The sequence below is a fragment of the Nocardia crassostreae genome (genome assembly GCF_001613405.1).
Taxonomy (GTDB): Bacteria; Actinomycetota; Actinomycetes; order Mycobacteriales; family Mycobacteriaceae; genus Nocardia; species Nocardia crassostreae.
On record NZ_BDCH01000012.1, the window covers coordinates 784,010 to 800,167 of the forward strand.

Below are 16,158 nucleotides of genomic sequence, written 5' to 3' on the forward strand. Positions count from 1 at the left end.
TAGGTCGGCATGCGGGCCGATGAATCCGGCCGCGCCGTCGACGCGGGCCGACTGCCTCCCGGGCCGAGCGGGGTACCCCTGCTCGGCATGCTGCCGCAACTGGCCGCGAACCCGCTCGACACCTGCCTGCGGACGCGCGAGCGGTACGGCGATGTGGTCCGCATGCCCGTGCTGCGCGGCGCGGTCTTCGTGCTCGCGCATCCCGACCACATCGGCGAGGTGCTGGTCCGGCGCAATGCCAATCACTGGAAGGGCAGGCTGTTCCGGCGCGCGGACTTCCTCATGGGCAACGGCCTGGTGCTCAATGACGGCGACAGCTGGCACGAGCAGCGCCGCGTGATCCAGCCGGGCTTCCACGCCCGGCGGCTCGAACGGGCGGTACCGGCCATGGTGACGGTGATCGAGGACATGCTCGAGCGCTGGGACCGGCTGGGTCCGGGCGCGCGCATCGAGGTGGAATCGGAGATGACCACCCTGACCCTGGATCTGATGGCGACCGCCATGCTCGGCGTCCGGCTGACCGCGGGCGAATTGGCCACGCTCGGCGCGTCGTTCGGCACCGTGCTGAAACACCTGGGCCTGCGTTTCCTGACATTCACCCTGCCCGAGACCACCCGGATTCCCGGCGAGCGACGCGCCCGCCGAGCCGTGGCCGAACTGGACGCCCTCGTCGCGAATATCGAAGCTCGCCACGAACGGTCCGGCCCGGCCGAGGACGTGCTGCCCCTGCTGCTCGAGGCGGCCGATTCCGGGCGCATGACCCGCACCCAGCTGCGGGACGAGATCGTCACGCTGCTGTTCGGCGGCTACGAGGCCACCGCCCACGCGCTGTCGTGGGCCTGGTACCTCATGGACCGCCATCCCGAGGCGGGCGATCGCGTCCGCGCGGAGGCCGCCCGGACCGCACCGGGCGACTACGCGGGCCTGGAATTCACTCGCCGGGTGCTCGACGATACGCTGCGCCTCTACCCGCCGTTCTGGGAGGTGCTGCGCAGTTCCCGTACCGCACAGGAGATCGGCGGGTGCGATATTCCCGCCGATTCGTCGATCCTGTTGCTGCCCTGGCTGACTCACCGGCATCCGGAGTTCTGGCCGGACCCGGAGGTCTTCCGGCCCGACCGGTGGGCCGCCGCCCCGGCCCACCGCTACGCCTACTTCCCGTTCGGGGCCGGGCAGCGCCTGTGCATCGGGCGGCCGCTGGCCCTGCTGGAGATGCAACTCGTGCTCTCCCAGGTCAGCCGCCGCTATCGTCTGCGCGGCGCGGGCGAGGTCCGGGCGCGGGCGCAGAGCACGCTGCGGTCCCGCGGCGGTATCCCGATGACTCTCGAAAAGGCCGCGTGAACAAGGGCTTACGCGGTGAGCGGGTCCCGGGTGAGCAGATGTTCGCCCGCATCGTATTCGTAGAGTTCGGCATAGCGGCCCCAGTCCACGGCGGTGCGCAACTGCCGCAGCGCGGCGTCCTCGGTGAAGCCGCGGCGCAGCAGATCGAGGAAGAAGCCGTCGTGCAGCCGGTTGTTGGGCGCCGTGGACAGGGCGTGATCGATGGCCGCGACCAGGGGTGCGTTGGCGCGGGCCAGGCGGGCGAAAATCCGCTTGGCGGTATCGATGTCGGCCTCGGCGAAATTGCGGCCGTTGACGGTGAGCTCGAGATCGCCGTCCACGGTGCCCGCCAGGCCGAGCAGCGTCGCGGCATCGACCAGCGGCATGAGATCGTCGAGTTCGAAGCGCAGATCCCCGGCCAGTTTGGGCAGATCGGCCCGGCCGCCGTCGGCGGCGACCAGATCGAGCATGCCGCCGATGCCGTCCACGCTGGCGGCGGGCAGCGGGCGGGTGGCCGGGGTGGGCGCGATGGTGCGATCGCGGTCGAAGGCGTTATCGGTGAGCATGCGGTAGGCCTGATCCACGATATTGAGGAAGTGCCGCCCGCGGGTGTCGCGCGGATGCTCCAGTCCGACCCGGATCTCACCCTTGATCCGCCCGGGATTGGTGTCCAGCAACAGGATTCGATCGGCCAGCTGCACCGCCTCCTCGATATTGTGGGTGACCATCAGCACCGTTCGGGTGGGGAAGTCGCTCTGCGCCCAGAGCCGGATGAGCTCGCCGCGCAGGTTCTCGGCCGTGAGCACGTCCAGCGCCGAGAACGGCTCGTCCATGAGCAGCACCTCCGGCTGCACAACCAGGGCGCGGGCGAAGCCGACGCGCTGGCGCATACCGCCGGAAAGCTCCTTCGGATAGGCGTTCTCGAAGCCGTCCAGGCCGATCATGTCGATGGCGGCCATGGTGCGTTCGGTGCGCTCGGGCTCCGGGACGCCCTGGGCGCGCAGCCCGAGTTCGACATTCTGCTGCACGGTCAGCCACGGCAACAGCGCGAAGGTCTGGAAGACCATGGCGGTGCCGTCGTTCGGTGCGCTGATCTCGCTGTCGCGGTAGCGCGCCGCACCCGCGGAGGGCCGCACCAGGCCCGCGATAATGCGCAGCAGCGTGGACTTGCCGGAGCCGGATTTGCCCAGCTGCGCGACGATTTCGCCGTCGCGCAGCTCGAGACAGACATTGGAGAGCACCGGCAGTTGCTCACCCGAGGGGTTGGTGAAGTTCTTGGTGACACGGTCGACGGTGATGACGGGGGTAGTCATGGTCAGACCTCCTATTGGAGTTGGGGGGTGTGGGGGGCGCAGCCCCCCCCCACACACACACCCAGAGCAGCGCGAAGCGCTTTTCCGCGGTGAGTTGGAGTCGCCGCCAGATCAGGCGGTTGATGGTCACGGTCACGATGCTCATGACCAGCGTGCCCAGCAGGACCTTCGCGAAGTCGTTGTCCGCCGTGGCATTGGTGATGTACGCGCCCAGGCCGAACGCCTCGAGATGGGTGCCGCCGGAGTCGACGACCTCGCCGACCAGGGTCGCGTTCCATGCCCCGCCGAAGGCGGTGATCGCTCCGACCACGTACCCGGGCGCAATGGCGGGCAGTATCAACGACTTCCAGCGCTGGACCCCGCGCACGCCCAGATCGTCCATGGCCTCACGCAGATCGGTGGGTATCTGCCCGGCCGCCGCGATCACATTGAACAGCACGTACCACTGCGCGCCCAGCGCCATGAGCACGGTGCCGCCGATATTCAGCGAGATCCCGGTGTAGGTCAGCGCGGCAATGACGAAGATGTACAGGAACTGCGCCGGAAAACTCGCCATGACCTGCACGATCGGCTGGGCGAACCGGCAGATGCGCGGATTCATGCCGATCCACACGCCCACCGGCACCCAGACCAGGGTGGAGAACACCAGCAGCACGATCACGCGGCTGAGGCTGACCAGGCCCATGAGCGCCGTCGGCCCGAATTCCGCCAGCCCGACTGTTCTTTCGAAGTAGGCGGCCAGCGTCCAGATGCCCCAGCCGATGGCGCCGAACAGCAGCCCGAAGAACAGCACATCCCCGGCCGTGCTCGGATTGCCCCGGTCGTACGCGGATTCGGTGCTGCGCCCGAAAATCCGCATGCCCCGGTCGATCCCGTCGGCCACCGGTCGCAGCCGCCACCCGATGCGGGCCGGAACGGTGGTGCGCCGCAGCAGATCGAGCACCAGACTCCGTGGCGCCGAAGCGCTTTCGGTGTGCTCCACCCGGAACCGCTCCGACCAGGCCGTCAGCAGCCGCCAGAACAGCACGTTCACCAGCACGATGGTGACGACCATGACGGCCGCGCCCAGCAGCAGCTCGCCCACCGCCGCCTCGGAGGTGGCCGCGGCAATGAAGCTGCCCATACCGGGCAGCGCCTCGTCATTGCCCGCCACGGTGATGACCTCGGAGGAGGCGAGCATGAACCACGCGCCGCCGAAGCTCATCATGCCGTTCCAGATCATGGGCACCATGGCCGTGGGCACTTCCAGCCGCCACAGCCGCTGCCACCGGGTCAGCCGCATCATGCGGGTCGCCTCGTCCAGCTCGCGCGGCATATTGCGCAGCGACTGGTAGTAGGCGAAGGTCATGTTCCACGCCATGGCGGTGAAGACGGCGAAGACGCACGCCGCCTCCGCACCCAGGTAGGAGCCCTGGAACAGGGCCACGAAGGCGGTCACCGTAATCGACACCAGCGCCAGCACCGGCACCGACTGCAGGACGTCGAGCATGGGGATGAGCACCTTCTCCGCCCGCCGCGACCGCGCCGCCCACTGACCGACGATCAGGGTGAACACGATGGAGGCGACCAGGCCCAGGAACATGCGCAGGGTGGTCCGCGCCGCGTAGTAGGGCAGGTTGCTCGGATCGGTGGAAATGGTGTCGGAGCCGGTGCCCGGCGTCCAGGGGACCGACATATCGCGGAACAGCCGCAGCACCAGGATGGTCAGCGCGACGCCCGCGCCGATCAGCAGGTAGTCCGCCGGGCGCAGTCCGCGCCGCGCCCGCGCGCTGTCCGGGTTTACCTTGGGGTGGTTCGGAATTGCCAGATCGGCAGTCATTGTGAGTCCTCCTCTCGATGAGAGGCGTTGCCGCCCTTGCTCAGTCGTTCGCTTCCGGGGCGGGTGGCGCGTTCATGACATTGAAGAAGTGCACGGCCGAGGCAATGAGGGCGGGCACGCCGATCAGCAGGTTGAACACGATCACGCCCATCCCCGCGCCGGTGACCGCGCCGGTGAGACAGCCGACAATGGCGGCGGGCAGCGCCATGGCGCCCGCGGTCAGCACCGCGCCCCCGCCGAGGCCGAGCAGACCCAGGGCCACGCAGCCGATGGGTCCGCCGATGATCGCCCCGAGCAGGGTGCCGACCGCGAGGGCCACGGTGAGTTCGTTGTTCACATTGCCCATGGCGGTGTTGAACCGGTCCTCCGGGCCGTCCGCCGCCGCAATGGCCTGGGCCTCGGCAATCGAGTGCCGCTCCGCGTCGGTGAGGGGCCGAGCCCGATCCAGGCGCGGCGTTAGGGTGGCGTCGCCGCCGTCGATGTGCGCGTCGATCGGATAGGCGGTATCCCCGCGCGTGATCGTCAAGGGGATCGCGCCGACCATCGTGCCCTGCGGGTCGAGGATCTGCAGTTGCTCGCCGGTGCCGCGCAGGGTGCCGAGTTCGGTGTGCAGCACCACCTTTCGATCGACGATGCGCGCCTCGCCGCGCACCGATCCGATATCGGCGGCGGCGGGCTGCGGAGATTCGGCCAGGCCGGTGGCCGAACCGCCGAGTACGGCCGCGACGGTCGTCGCGGCGGTCAGCAGGATCGTGCGAATTCTCATTGGGTTGTTCCCTCTGAATACTGCTGCCCGTGCTGTTCTCGGGCAGGCTCGATTACCGTCGGCGCACGATGGTGCGGACGGCAGCATGGATCGGCGAAATTCGAATTCAGCGCGAATTTCGCACGCGGGAATTCCGGCAGCGCACGGCGCTGTCGAAAGAGAGGTGAATTATTGTTCGGTGACTATCGGACCGAGCCGGAGCGGCGGGGCCGGTCCGGAGACTCCGGACTATCAGCGGGCGTCATATGGCTGCCCCGACCTCCTCACTACGGCTACGCGATACGTCGGCGCACAAGGGGGAGAAGGCCCGGTGGAACGGGATTCGGGCGGACACCCCTCTCGTCAGAGCTTCGGCACTGCACGACGTGTTCCACTAGGGGAAAGCCACTTTGGATAACCCCTTAATCCGGAGCTATCTGTCCTAACCTTGGGCGTCTCTCGACGTCGTCAGATCAGTGGCCTGTGTTCGTGAAGGAGCCTCGCCTATCGAGGTGCATAACTCAAACTAGAGACGCCCCCGTGGAAAGTCAATTCGCATTCCGCAACGTGACGTCTTTCACCGTGGATCCGGCGGCGAAGGGCACCGCATTCGCGCCGAGCAGGTCGGCGATATCGGCTGCGCTGGTATCGATGTCGTGCCGATAGCACCCCGTGGCCGCGGGTGGCTGCGCGGTGGCGTGCGCGCAGACCACCTTGTCGGCGTACTCGGTGAGCGTGTGCAGGGCCTGATAGCTACCCACCGGCACGGCCACCACGATCCGGATGGCGCCCTGTACGCGCGCGATGCGACAGGCATTGCGCAGCGCGGTGGTCTCGGTGAGGCAGTCGTCGACCAGGACGACCGTGCGATCGGACAGCTCGATGCGGCGCTGATTGCCGCGATAGGCGGCGGCCTCGCGGCGCAGGCGCAGGGCCTGCGCCGCTTCGGCATAGGTGCGTTCGGGCGCGCCGAGGCCGCCGCCCGACAGCGCCGAGGTATCGATGATGCGGGCGGAGTCCTCGCCGAGAATGCCGTAGACCAGATCGGGGCGGCGGGTCACGGCGAGGGCGCGAATCAGCATGACATCAAGGCGCACATGCAATTCGGCGGCAATGGCGGAGGCGACCCGCACCCCGCCGCCGGGCAGGGCGAGCAGCACCACGTCCGGGCCGCGAAAGGCCGTGAGCAGCCCGGCCAACTGCCGGCCCGCCTCGGCGCGATCGGTGAACGGCGGCATCCGCATCCCCGCCCCCGTTCGTCAACTCGATCCGGGGCGTACGGTGCGACGGTCGCGCCAAGGGGAAACCGTAGACATCGCATGCCCTCTCCGGTGAGCTGCCGCGGAACGAGCCGAAGACCACGCTCAGCTGGGCAGAACCCCAGTGTAGCGCCGTCCGACCTGGTGTTTCGGCGCTTCGCGCAGGTCCGAAATCCATTGCGCCGCGTCGTGATCGCCCGGGCGTGTCCGATTAGGCCCGCATGAATGTGGCCGCGATATTCCAGAACCTCCTCCGGTCGACCGATTGGAAATCCCACGTCTCGGCGATATTGCGGGTCGCGGCGACGATGCCGGTCACGTCGAAGTCATCGCGCGTGGCGGTGCCCTTCTCTTCCAGGGCGGCGATGACGTACGCGGTCGCGGTTTCCACGGAGTGGGACACCAAGGCTCCAATCGGTCGTCCGGATAGGGATATGGATCAGTGCTTTTCGGTCAGTACTTCCTCGTAGCGGTACTCGGTGGAGATTGGTGTGCCCGCGTTGTGCGCCTGCTCCTCCCGATGGCGCAGGTCGACGCGGCGGATTTTCCCGGAGATGGTTTTCGGCAGCTCGGCGAATTCCACGCGGCGCACCCGCAGATAGGGGGCGAGGTGATCGCGCGCGTATTCGAGGATGCTGCGGGCGGTTTCGGCATTGGGCTCCCAGCCGGCGGCCAGGGCGACATACGCCTTGGGCACGGCCAGGCGGGTGTCGTCCGGCTGCGGGACCACGGCGGCTTCCACCACGGCCGGATGTTCGATGAGGACGGATTCCAATTCGAACGGAGACACCTTGTAATCCGAGGATTTGAAGACGTCGTCGGTACGGCCGATATAGGTGATGTAGCCGTCGTCGTCGCGGGAAGCCACGTCGCCGGTGTGGTAGTAGCCATCGGCCATGACGGCGGCATTGCGTTCCGGGTCGCCGAGATAGCCGGTCATCAGGTTCACTGGTGTGGAGGAAAGGGCGAGACAGATCTCCCCTTCATCGCTGATCTTACCCGTAATCGGGTCCACGAGCACTACCGGTACGCCGGGCGCCGGACGGCCCATGGAACCGGGCTTGATCGGCTGGCCGGGTGTATTCCCAACTTGCAGTGTGGTTTCCGTCTGCCCGAACCCATCACGGATGCTGAGACCCCAGGCTTTCTCCACCTGCGTGATGACATCGGGGTTGAGTGGCTCACCGGCGCCCAGGATTTCGCGCAGCCCGGCGGGGCGCTCCCCGAGATCGGCCTGAATCAGCATGCGCCACAAGGTCGGCGGGGCGCAGAAGGTGTTGACCTGTGCGCGGCGCAGCTGATCCAGCAGGGCGGCGGCATCGAAACGCGCGTAGTTGTAGACGAAGATGGTGGCCTCGGCCAGTCAGGGCGTGAAGAAGCACGACCAGGCGTGCTTGGCCCAGCCCGGCGCGCTGATGGCCAGGTGCACGTCACCGGGGCGGACCCCGATCCAGTACATGGTCGACAGATGGCCGACCGGATAGCTGACCTGGGAATGCTGCACCATCTTGGGCTTGCTGGTGGTGCCGGAGGTGAAGTACACCAGCAGCGGATCCTCGACCTCGGTGACCGCGGCGTACGGTCCCGCCGACATGGTCATGGCGGCCTCGGCGTAGGAATGCCAGCCGGATACCCGCTCGCCCACCACGATTCGGGTGTAGTCGCCCGGCACGCGGTCGAATTTGGCGGTGTCGGCGGTATTGACGATGACGAAACCCGCACCGCCGCGCTCGATCCGGTCGGTCAGATCCTCCGGGCCCAGCGCCGCGGTGGTCGGCATGATGACCGCGCCCAGCTTGGCCACCGCCAGCATGGCCTCCCACAGCTCGACCTGATTGTTGAGCATGAGCATCACCCGGTCGCCCTTGCCGACGCCCAGCCCGGCCAGCCAGGTGGCGACCTGATCGGAGCGCTGCGCCATGGCGTCGAAGCTGACGCGCTGTTCGCTGCCGTCCTCCTCCACGATCCACAGTGCCGGGCGGTCGTTGCCGCGGGCAATGGTGTCGAACCAGTCGGCGGCCCAGTTGAATACACCGGTCAGCCGCTGGCCATCGGAAGGTGGCCAGCGCCGCGTCGTAGTCGGCGCCCACGGCTAGTAGGTCGTCGCGCGCCGCGCGATAGGCGGCGATATTGTCGGGGACTGTCATCGGTGCCCCTCGGACAGGCCGAGCAGGCGCGCGCCGAGCTCGCGCATCTCGACCTTGCTGATCTTGCCGGTCACCGTCATCGGGAACTCGTCGACGACGTGGACATAGCGGGGAATCTTGAAGTGCGCCAGCTTGCCGAGGCAGAACTCGCGCAGGGTCGCGGCGGTCAGGGGTTCCGCGCCCTCGCGCATGCGCAGCCAGGCCATGAGCTCCTCGCCGTATTTGGCGTCGGGCACGCCGATCACCTGGGCGTCGAGGATGTCGGGGTGGGTGTAGAGGAATTCCTCTATCTCGCGCGGGTAGATGTTCTCGCCGCCGCGGATGACCATGTCCTTGATGCGGCCGGTAATGGCGATGTACCCGTCGTCGTCCATGGTGGCCAGATCGCCGGTGTGCATCCAGCGGGCGGAATCGATTGCCTCCGCTGTCTTCTCGGGATCGTTCCAGTAGCCGAGCATGACCGAATAGCCGCGAGTGCACAGTTCGCCGGGCGCGCCGCGCGGGACGGTCAGGCCGGTGACCGGATCGACGATCTTGATCTCGATATGCGGTCCGGCCCGGCCGACGGTGGCGGTGCGCTGCGTCAGGGTGTCGTCGGCGCGGGTCTGGGTGGAGACCGGCGCGGTTCCGGTCATGCCGTAGCAGATGCTGACCTCGCGCATGCCCATGCGTTCGATGACCTGCTTCATCACCTCCACCGGGCACGGCGATCCGGCCATGATCCCGGTGCGCAGTGCGGACAGGTCGAAGGTATCGAACTCCGGGTCGGCCAGTTCCGCGATGAACATGGTCGGCACCCCGTACAGCGAGGTGCAGCGTTCCGCGGCAACGGCTTCCAGAGTGGCCCGCGGATCGAAGGACGGGGCCGGGATTACCATGGCGGCGCCGTGACTGGTGGCGGCCGGATTGCCCATGACCATGCCGAAGCAGTGATAGAATGGCACCGGAATGGCAATGCGGTCCTGTTCGGTGTAGCCGCACAGCTCGCCGACGAAGTAGCCGTTGTTGAGGATGTTGTGGTGCGACAGCGTCGCGCCCTTGGGGAAACCCGTGGTGCCCGAGGTGTACTGGATATTGATCGGATCGTCGGGCGACAGGTTCGCCTGGGCGCGCGCCAGATCCGCCGGATCGGCCACCCGGCCGGTTTCGAACAGCTGCCGCCACTCGGCGCTGTCGAGCAGCACCACCTGCTCCAGCTTCGGGCATTCCGGGCGCACCGCGCCGATCATGGCTGCATAGTCGGAGCCCTTGAACTCCGGTGCGGCAATCAGTGCGCGAATCCCGGCCTGCTGCAGGACGTATCGCAGTTCGTGTGCCCGATACGCCGGGTTGATATTCACCAGAATGGCGCCGACCTTCGCGGTCGCGTACTGCGTCAGCGTCCACTGCGGACAGTTCGGCGCCCATACCCCCACTCGATCACCTTTACCCAGACCGGCCGCCAGCAAACCCTGCGCCAGCGCGTCCACCTCCGCCACGAACTCGCGGTAGGTCCAGCGCACCCCGGAGGTGTAGTCGATCAGGGCCTCGCGGTCCGGGTGCGCGGCCGCGGTGCGATCCAGATTGGCGCCGATGGTGTCCCCGAGCAGCGGTGCGTCCCAGACCCCGAAGGTATAGCTCGCCGACCCGAGCCGGCCCGTGCTTGTGCTCACTTCGATAGGATCCACGTCACACTCGCCCGTAGCCACCCCCGGAAAGGGGTAGTCGATGATTCCGCCCTCCGACGGCCTGCTTCGACCGCGCGATGCCGACGCACTGCGGGCGGAACTACGGCACATCGCCGCCCTGTCCCGCGTGCCCGTGGTCTTCGGCGGGCAGGTTCACCAGGGCACATTGGTGCTCAGCGAGTTCGTGGGCACCCGCACCAACGGGATGCGCGGCCTGGCGGTGGCGCCGCGTTCCGGGCTGGGCGGGATGGTGGTGGCCGATCGCAGGCCCACCTCCGTGGCCGACTATCGCTCGGCGTCGACGATTACACATCACTATGACGCCCCCGTCCTGGGCGAGGGCCTGCGCGCGGTGGTGGCGGTGCCGGTGGTGGTCGGCGGCGAGGCGCGCGCCGTGCTCTATGCCGCCAATCGCGAGTCCGGTCCCATCGGGGATCGCATTGCCGAGGAGATGGTCCAGGCGGGCCGCCGACTGAGCGTGGAGTTGGCCATCCGTGACGAGGTGGACCGCCGCCTGCGCATGCACGAGGCCCGCGATGCCGTGGTCGCCGCGGATGCGATTGTCGCCGAACAGCTCCGGGACCTGCACGCCGAACTGCGCGGCATCACCCAGGGCATCTCCGACGCCCACGCCCGCGCCAAACTGCGCGAGGTCTCCGACAAGCTGGCGCGCGTGGTATCCGGTGTGATCGATGCCGACGAACCGGTGAAACTCGCACCCCGCGAACTGGACCTACTCACCCAGATCGCCCTCGGCTGCACCAATGTGGAAGTGGCCCTGCGCCTTTCGCTGCGCGCCGAGACGGTCAAGAGCTATCTGCGCAGCGCCATGACCAAGCTGGGCGCGCACACCCGTCACGAGGCCGTCGTCCGCGCCCGACGCCTCGGCCTACTGCCCTGAGTTCTTTGCCGGAGCGGGCCGGGGACGCATACCGCTCGATCGTGCGGGGTGAACCTTTCACGCCGACCTGGTAGGAACGTGAGGGGCCTGCGTCACATCGGGGTCCGGCTATCAAGGCGGAAAGGCGGTCCCCGACCGATGCGAACCCTCCGTGCCACCACCGTGGCGCTCGCGGCAGTTCTATGCGCGGCCGGTGCCACCGGCGCTGCGGCGCGGGCCGAGGAGGCGGACCCGGATGGGGCGCTGGCCGTCCGGCATCTGGATCAGATCACCTTCGCGGACGATCTCACCTTCGGCGGGCATCGCGTGGGCGGGCTGTCGGGGATCGACTACTGGGCGGATGGGGACGCCTATCTGGCCATCAGTGACAACCGGGGCGAGAACGGCCCGGCGCGGGCGTACACGCTGAATATTCCGGTCCGGGAGGACGGGCGGCTCGGGGTGCCCGAATTCCGCAGTCTCATCGAGCTTCTCGACAAGGACGGGTCGCCGTACGCGGCGCGGACGCTCGATCCGGAGGCGATCCGGTGGACGCCGGATCATCAGGGGTTCGTCTACACCAGTGAAGGCGAGGCCAAGTCCGGGCAGCCCGGGTTCATCCGGGAGGCGACCCTCGACGGCGCGTTCGTCCGCGAGGTGCCGGTGCCGAACGCGTACACACCTGCCTCCGATGCCGCCGGACAACAGGTTTCGGGAATTCGGGACAATCTCGGCTTCGAGAGCATGGATCTGGCCGATGGCGGTTCGACCGTGGTCGCGGTGAGCGAGAACGCCCTCGTGCAGGACGGACCGGCGGCCGCCATGGATGCGGAGAGCCGGTCGCGCCTGGTGCGGATCCAGCGCGGCAGCGGGACTGCGTTGGCGGAGTACATCTATCCGGTGAGCAAGGTCGCGCTCGGTGAGATTCCGTCCACCACCGGGGTTTCCGAGGTGCTCGCCGTCGGCGGCGACCGGTATCTCACCCTCGAGCGCAGTCTGGTCCCGGTGCTGGGCTTCACCGCCCGCATCTTCGAATCCTCCACCGCGGGAGCCACTCCGGTCACCGGGCTGGCGTCGGCCCCGGCCGATGCCGTGCCCATGAGCAAGCGCCTCGTATTCGATTTCCGGGCCGCGGGCATCGACCCGCAGTGCGTGGAAGGCATGACCTGGGGGCCGACGCTGGCGGACGGTTCCCGATCGCTGATCGTCGTGGCGGACAACAACTTCGGACAGGCCGGACGCACCACCTTCCACCTGCTGGCGGTCGGCGGGGCCTGAGTCCCGGGCCAGTCAGCTCGCGCAGAAGGCCGCCGCGGTCGTGGCGTACAGGGTCGGCAGATCGTCGGATGGAGCCGAGGCGATGGCCATGGTCATGGTGCGCCCGGCGGGGGAGCGGTAGGCGTAGGTGAGATAGCCGAGCAACTCGCCGCTGTGCCCCCAGAGCGGGCCGCCGCAGGGCGGGTCGAAGCGCTGGATGCCGAGTCCGTAGTGGAAGCCCTGGCCCATCGGCACGGTGCGCGTCATCTCGGAGAGTGCGCCGGGGCTGGTGAGCTTTCCGGACAGCAGCGCGTTCAGGAAGACATCGAGATCGCCGGTGGTGGAGATCATTTCCCCGGCGGCCCAATCCAGGGACGGGTTCTGCTCGGTCACCTCGACCGTGACGCCGTCGTCCAGGGTGCGCTCGGCGCGCAGGGCGGGTGCGGGGATACCGGCGTCCTGGCCTGGCGCCAGGGTGTGCGCCAGACCGAGGGGCCGGAGGATGCGGCGGGCGATCTCGTCGCCGTAGGCGTTGCCGGTCAGCCGTTCGACGAGCGTGCCCAGCACGATGTAGTTGGTATTGGAGTAGCGGAATCCCGCGCCCGGTGCGAAATAGGGTTCGTGCCGGAATGCGTTGTCGAGCAACTGATCCGGGTGATTGCCGAGCAGTCGGTCGTCGCCGCGCCACCGATTCGTCGACATGCCGGGCTCCTTCATGTAGTCGTAGAGTCCGCTGGTGTGGTTGAGCAGCTGCCGCACGGTGATCCGTTGCCCGCCGGGCACCACGGACGGCAGGTGCTCGTCGATCGGGTCGTCGAGCCCGACGCGGCCCTCGTCCACCAGTTGCAGCACCACCGTCGCGACGAATGTCTTGGTGACGCTCCCGATCCGGAACCGGCTGTCCGCGCCCTCCCCGCCGGGCTGATCGAGGCCGGTGCCGCGGGCCGACCACAGCTGCGCGCCCGCCGCATCCGATACGGGCAGCAGCACATCCGCGCCCGCGGTGGCGGCTGCTCGGTGCACGACAGCGTCGAGTACATCGTCCCGTGGAGTTGCCAGCGTCTGTGTGGTCGAGACCACGTCCGCGGTGAGCGCCGCGCAGCCCAGCGCAAGGGTTCGGACAAGTGTGTTCCGCATGGACTTCGACGCTACGAGGCGGCGCGCTGCCCGGCGATGAGGTTGCACGCAGCATCGACCTGCGGAAAACCCCACCCCGGGCGGTGCGGTCGCACCCGGTGAACCGGGTGGCTGACCGCATGGTTCGGCGTCGGCGGTCTCCATAGCGTCGAAATCATGGATACGACAACGGATTCGGCCGTGAGCGAGCTCGACGGCATCGCCGGGTGGGCGGCCGATTTGATGGAACGGCTGGGCGGGGCGGGCGCGGGCCTCGCCATTGCCCTGGAGAACCTCTTCCCGCCGCTGCCGAGCGAGGTGATCCTCCCGCTGGCCGGGTTCACCGCCAGCCGCGGCCGATTCAGCCTCGCCGAGGTGCTGCTGTGGACCACCGTCGGTTCGGTGGCCGGTGCGCTGGCGCTGTACGGGCTCGGCGCGCTGCTCGGCCGCGAGCGTTTGCGCGGCATTGTGGCGCGGGTGCCGCTGCTGCGGGTCTCGGATATGGACCGCGCCGAGGCATGGTTTGCCAAGCACGGCGCCAAGGCGGTGTTTCTCGGCCGGATGATCCCGATCTTCCGCAGCGTCATCTCGATTCCGGCGGGCATCGAGCGCATGGGCGTGATCAGGTTCACCCTGCTCACCACCGCGGGCAGCCTGACCTGGAACTCCGTGTTCGTGCTCGCGGGCTATCAGCTGGGGGAGAACTGGTCGCAGGTGCAGCGTTATTCGGATGTGCTGCAGAAACTGGTCATCCTGGTCGTGGTGATCGCGGCGGCGATCTTCGTGGTGCGGCGGCTGCGGCCCGGCGTCCTGACCAGGCAGGAGAGAATCGGACGATGATGCGCGGCACCGGCTCCCGACCCAGGATCGCCCGGCGCGCGGTGGCCGTCACGATGGGGTTGTCGCTCGGCGTGCTGACGGTGCCCCTCGAGCTCGCGGCGGTGGCCGCGAGCCCGTTCTCACCGCGACCGGTGCGCGCCGCGACATCCTTCGCGGGGCGGCGTCTGCGGACCTGGTACGGCGTGGAGCTGCCCGCCGGGCCGACCGGTCATCGCGCCGCGGCGTACCTGGCCATCCGGGCCATGCTGGGCGTGCTGACCGCGATCATCGCGGCGCTCATCGGAGCGGGTGCGGTGGTGGTCGCGGGAATCGTCATCGGCGCCGCGACCGGCGGCGCGGTACCGGTCTTCGACGCTCCCGAACCCGGCCGGGTGACCTGGACGACGGTCGCGGTGCTGGCCGCGCCCGGTGTGGTGCTCGGCTATCTGGCCGTCCAGGGACTGTTCGGTGTGCTGAGCCTGGAGATCCGGCTGTGGAAGTTGTTCGCGCGGCCGGGATCCGACGTGCTGGAACAGCGCGTCGTGCAGCTCACCGCGACCCGGGCCGATGTCATCGACGCCATCGACGAGAAACGCCGCCGCATCGAACGCGATATCCACGACGGCGTGCAGCAGCGGGTGGTTGCCCTGTCGATCCTGCTCGGCCGCGCCGAACGCGAGACCGATCCGGCGGGGCAGGCCGAGCTGCGCCGTCGCGCCATTGCCGAAACCGGCCATATCCTGGCCGATCTGCGCGAGGTGTCGTGGCGGATCTATCCGGTCATGCTGGCCCGCGACGGGCTGCGCAGTGCGCTGGAGGCGCTGGCCGATCGCACGCCGGTGCCCACGCATCTCGACTACCGGATGCCCGGCCGCCCGCCGCGGCTGGTGGAGTCCGCGTGCTACTTCACCGCCAGTGAGGCGGTCACCAATGTGATCAAATACGCGGCCGCGCAACGCATCGACATCACCGTCAGCGAGGCGGAGGGCAGGCTGCGCCTGCTGGTGCGCGACAATGGCCGCGGCGGGGCGGACCCGACCGGTACCGGCCTGTCCGGAATCGCCTCGCGCATTACCGCACTCGACGGCACGCTGTCGGTCGACAGTCCCGCCGGGGGTCCGACGATCATTCGAGTGGAGGTGCCGTGCGCATAACCCTGGCCGACGATTCCGCCCTGCTGCGCGAGAGCCTTGCCGGACTGCTCACCGCCGAGGGCCACGAGATCGTCGATTCGGTCGGCACCGCCACCGAACTGCTTGCCGCCGTGCGGGATCGGCAGCCGGACCTGGTCATCGCCGACGTGCGCATGCCACCGGACCATATCGACGAGGGCATCCGCGCCGCCCTCGAAATCCGCCGGACCTGGCCCGGTGTGGCGGTTCTCGTGCTCTCCCAGTACATCGAACGCCGCTACGCCAGCGAATTCCTCACCGGCACCGGCGGAATCGGCTACCTGCTCAAGGACCGAGCATCGGCCATCGCCACTTTTCTCGATGCCGTGGAGCGAGTCGCGTCCGGCGGCACCGCGTTCGATCCCGAAGTGGTGCGCCAACTGCTGCTCCACAGCCGCGCCGAATCACCCCTGCACCGCCTCACGGCGCGAGAACGAGAAGTGTTGACGCTGATGGCCCAAGGCCACAGCAACACCGCCATCTGCGACGAACTCTTCATCACCCGCAGCGCAGTGGAGAAACACATCAACGCGATCTTCACCAAACTCGAGCTCCCACCCGGCGCCGCCCACAACCGCCGGGTGCTCGCCATTCTCGAGTACCTCCGGGCCGACGCCGCTCACGAATGAGCTTGCGGCCCAAGA

14 protein-coding genes, 1 pseudogene and 1 riboswitch are annotated in these 16,158 nt (G+C 68.3%); of the genes and pseudogenes, 7 read left to right on the forward strand and 8 right to left on the reverse strand.

Going from position 1 to position 16,158, the window contains the following annotated elements:
• Positions 1-9 precede the first annotated feature (9 nt).
• Positions 10-1,341 carry a cytochrome P450 gene (locus NC4_RS10445; RefSeq protein WP_067535520.1) on the forward strand — a complete coding sequence of 444 codons (1,332 nt, stop codon included), beginning with the start codon at positions 10-12 and terminating at the stop codon, positions 1,339-1,341.
• A gap of 8 nt (positions 1,342-1,349) precedes the next feature.
• On the opposite strand, the gene NC4_RS10450 is transcribed toward NC4_RS10445, so the two are convergent.
• From NC4_RS10450 to NC4_RS10460, 3 genes are read right to left on the reverse strand one after another with little or no spacing between them, the layout of a single operon-like run.
• Entirely contained in the window at positions 1,350-2,633 is a 1,284-nt protein-coding gene (locus NC4_RS10450; protein WP_067535523.1) for an ABC transporter ATP-binding protein, read from the reverse strand.
• Positions 2,572-4,452 (reverse strand): ABC transporter permease, encoded by a 1,881-nt coding sequence (locus NC4_RS10455; protein ID WP_067535526.1) that lies wholly within the window; start codon positions 4,450-4,452, stop codon positions 2,572-2,574. The genes NC4_RS10450 and NC4_RS10455 overlap by 62 nt, the downstream gene beginning before the upstream one ends.
• Positions 4,453-4,492: 40 nt before the next feature.
• A complete protein-coding gene (locus tag NC4_RS10460) occupies positions 4,493-5,218 on the reverse strand; it encodes a DUF8020 domain-containing protein (RefSeq protein ID WP_067535529.1) in 726 nt (241 codons plus the stop codon).
• Positions 5,219-5,247: 29 nt separating this feature from the next.
• On the opposite strand from NC4_RS10460, the gene NC4_RS40070 reads away from it, so the two are divergent.
• Complete coding sequence (locus tag NC4_RS40070; protein ID WP_157554474.1) at positions 5,248-5,385, forward strand: hypothetical protein; 138 nt, start codon at positions 5,248-5,250, stop codon at positions 5,383-5,385.
• 160 nt (positions 5,386-5,545) lie between these two features.
• Positions 5,546-5,716, reverse strand: a riboswitch (M-box (ykoK) riboswitch).
• Positions 5,717-5,745: 29 nt separating this feature from the next.
• Here NC4_RS40070 and NC4_RS10465 read toward each other — a convergent pair.
• The 4 genes and pseudogenes from NC4_RS10465 to NC4_RS10480 form a co-directional block, all read right to left on the reverse strand.
• The gene (locus tag NC4_RS10465) at positions 5,746-6,435 is read right to left on the reverse strand and encodes a phosphoribosyltransferase family protein (RefSeq protein WP_169814765.1); all 690 of its coding nucleotides are present in this window, start codon (positions 6,433-6,435) and stop codon (positions 5,746-5,748) included.
• Between the two features lie 232 nt (positions 6,436-6,667).
• The gene (locus NC4_RS10470; protein ID WP_067535534.1) at positions 6,668-6,859 is read right to left on the reverse strand and encodes a hypothetical protein; all 192 of its coding nucleotides are present in this window, start codon (positions 6,857-6,859) and stop codon (positions 6,668-6,670) included.
• Positions 6,860-6,895: 36 nt separating this feature from the next.
• Positions 6,896-8,603: pseudogene (locus tag NC4_RS10475) on the reverse strand (AMP-binding protein).
• Complete coding sequence (locus NC4_RS10480; protein ID WP_067535537.1) at positions 8,600-10,255, reverse strand: AMP-binding protein; 1,656 nt, start codon at positions 10,253-10,255, stop codon at positions 8,600-8,602. The pseudogene NC4_RS10475 and the gene NC4_RS10480 overlap by 4 nt, the downstream one beginning before the upstream one ends.
• A 55-nt stretch (positions 10,256-10,310) precedes the next feature.
• On the opposite strand from NC4_RS10480, the gene NC4_RS10485 reads away from it, so the two are divergent.
• Positions 10,311-11,171 (forward strand): helix-turn-helix transcriptional regulator, encoded by an 861-nt coding sequence (locus tag NC4_RS10485; RefSeq protein WP_067535540.1) that lies wholly within the window; start codon positions 10,311-10,313, stop codon positions 11,169-11,171.
• A 138-nt stretch (positions 11,172-11,309) separates the two neighbouring features.
• The gene (locus NC4_RS10490) at positions 11,310-12,428 is read left to right on the forward strand and encodes an esterase-like activity of phytase family protein (RefSeq protein WP_067535543.1); all 1,119 of its coding nucleotides are present in this window, start codon (positions 11,310-11,312) and stop codon (positions 12,426-12,428) included.
• 12 nt (positions 12,429-12,440) lie between these two features.
• Here NC4_RS10490 and NC4_RS10495 read toward each other — a convergent pair whose 3' ends face one another.
• Positions 12,441-13,544, reverse strand: a complete 1,104-nt coding sequence (locus tag NC4_RS10495) for a serine hydrolase domain-containing protein (RefSeq protein WP_067535547.1) — start codon at positions 13,542-13,544, stop codon at positions 12,441-12,443.
• 156 nt (positions 13,545-13,700) lie between these two features.
• Here NC4_RS10495 and NC4_RS10500 point away from each other — a divergent pair, with 156 nt between their 5' ends.
• Genes NC4_RS10500 through NC4_RS10510 form a run of 3 tightly spaced genes read left to right on the forward strand, consistent with a single transcriptional unit; the run spans position 13,701 to position 16,143 of the window.
• Entirely contained in the window at positions 13,701-14,363 is a 663-nt protein-coding gene (locus NC4_RS10500; protein ID WP_067535550.1) for a DedA family protein, read from the forward strand.
• A complete protein-coding gene (locus tag NC4_RS10505) occupies positions 14,360-15,496 on the forward strand; it encodes a sensor histidine kinase (protein WP_084528781.1) in 1,137 nt (378 codons plus the stop codon). Before NC4_RS10500 ends, NC4_RS10505 begins: the two co-directional genes overlap by 4 nt.
• The gene (locus NC4_RS10510; protein WP_067535553.1) at positions 15,487-16,143 is read left to right on the forward strand and encodes a response regulator transcription factor; all 657 of its coding nucleotides are present in this window, start codon (positions 15,487-15,489) and stop codon (positions 16,141-16,143) included. The genes NC4_RS10505 and NC4_RS10510 overlap by 10 nt, the downstream gene beginning before the upstream one ends.
• Positions 16,144-16,158: the final 15 nt, after the last annotated feature.

Excerpts from the sequence above, each read along its gene's own strand:
- NC4_RS10495 (WP_067535547.1), bottom strand. The coding sequence starts at position 13,544 with ATGCGGAACACACTTGTCCGAACCCTTGCGCTGGGCTGCGCGGCGCTC.
- NC4_RS10500 (WP_067535550.1), top strand. The coding sequence starts at position 13,701 with ATGGATACGACAACGGATTCGGCCGTGAGCGAGCTCGACGGCATCGCC.
- NC4_RS10460 (WP_067535529.1), bottom strand. The coding sequence starts at position 5,218 with ATGAGAATTCGCACGATCCTGCTGACCGCCGCGACGACCGTCGCGGCC.
- NC4_RS10505 (WP_084528781.1), top strand. The coding sequence starts at position 14,360 with ATGATGCGCGGCACCGGCTCCCGACCCAGGATCGCCCGGCGCGCGGTG.
- NC4_RS10455 (WP_067535526.1), bottom strand. The coding sequence starts at position 4,452 with ATGACTGCCGATCTGGCAATTCCGAACCACCCCAAGGTAAACCCGGAC.
- NC4_RS10465 (WP_169814765.1), bottom strand. The coding sequence starts at position 6,435 with ATGCCGCCGTTCACCGATCGCGCCGAGGCGGGCCGGCAGTTGGCCGGG.
- NC4_RS10450 (WP_067535523.1), bottom strand. The coding sequence starts at position 2,633 with ATGACTACCCCCGTCATCACCGTCGACCGTGTCACCAAGAACTTCACC.
- NC4_RS10485 (WP_067535540.1), top strand. The coding sequence starts at position 10,311 with ATGATTCCGCCCTCCGACGGCCTGCTTCGACCGCGCGATGCCGACGCA.
- NC4_RS10445 (WP_067535520.1), top strand. The coding sequence starts at position 10 with ATGCGGGCCGATGAATCCGGCCGCGCCGTCGACGCGGGCCGACTGCCT.
- NC4_RS10490 (WP_067535543.1), top strand. The coding sequence starts at position 11,310 with ATGCGAACCCTCCGTGCCACCACCGTGGCGCTCGCGGCAGTTCTATGC.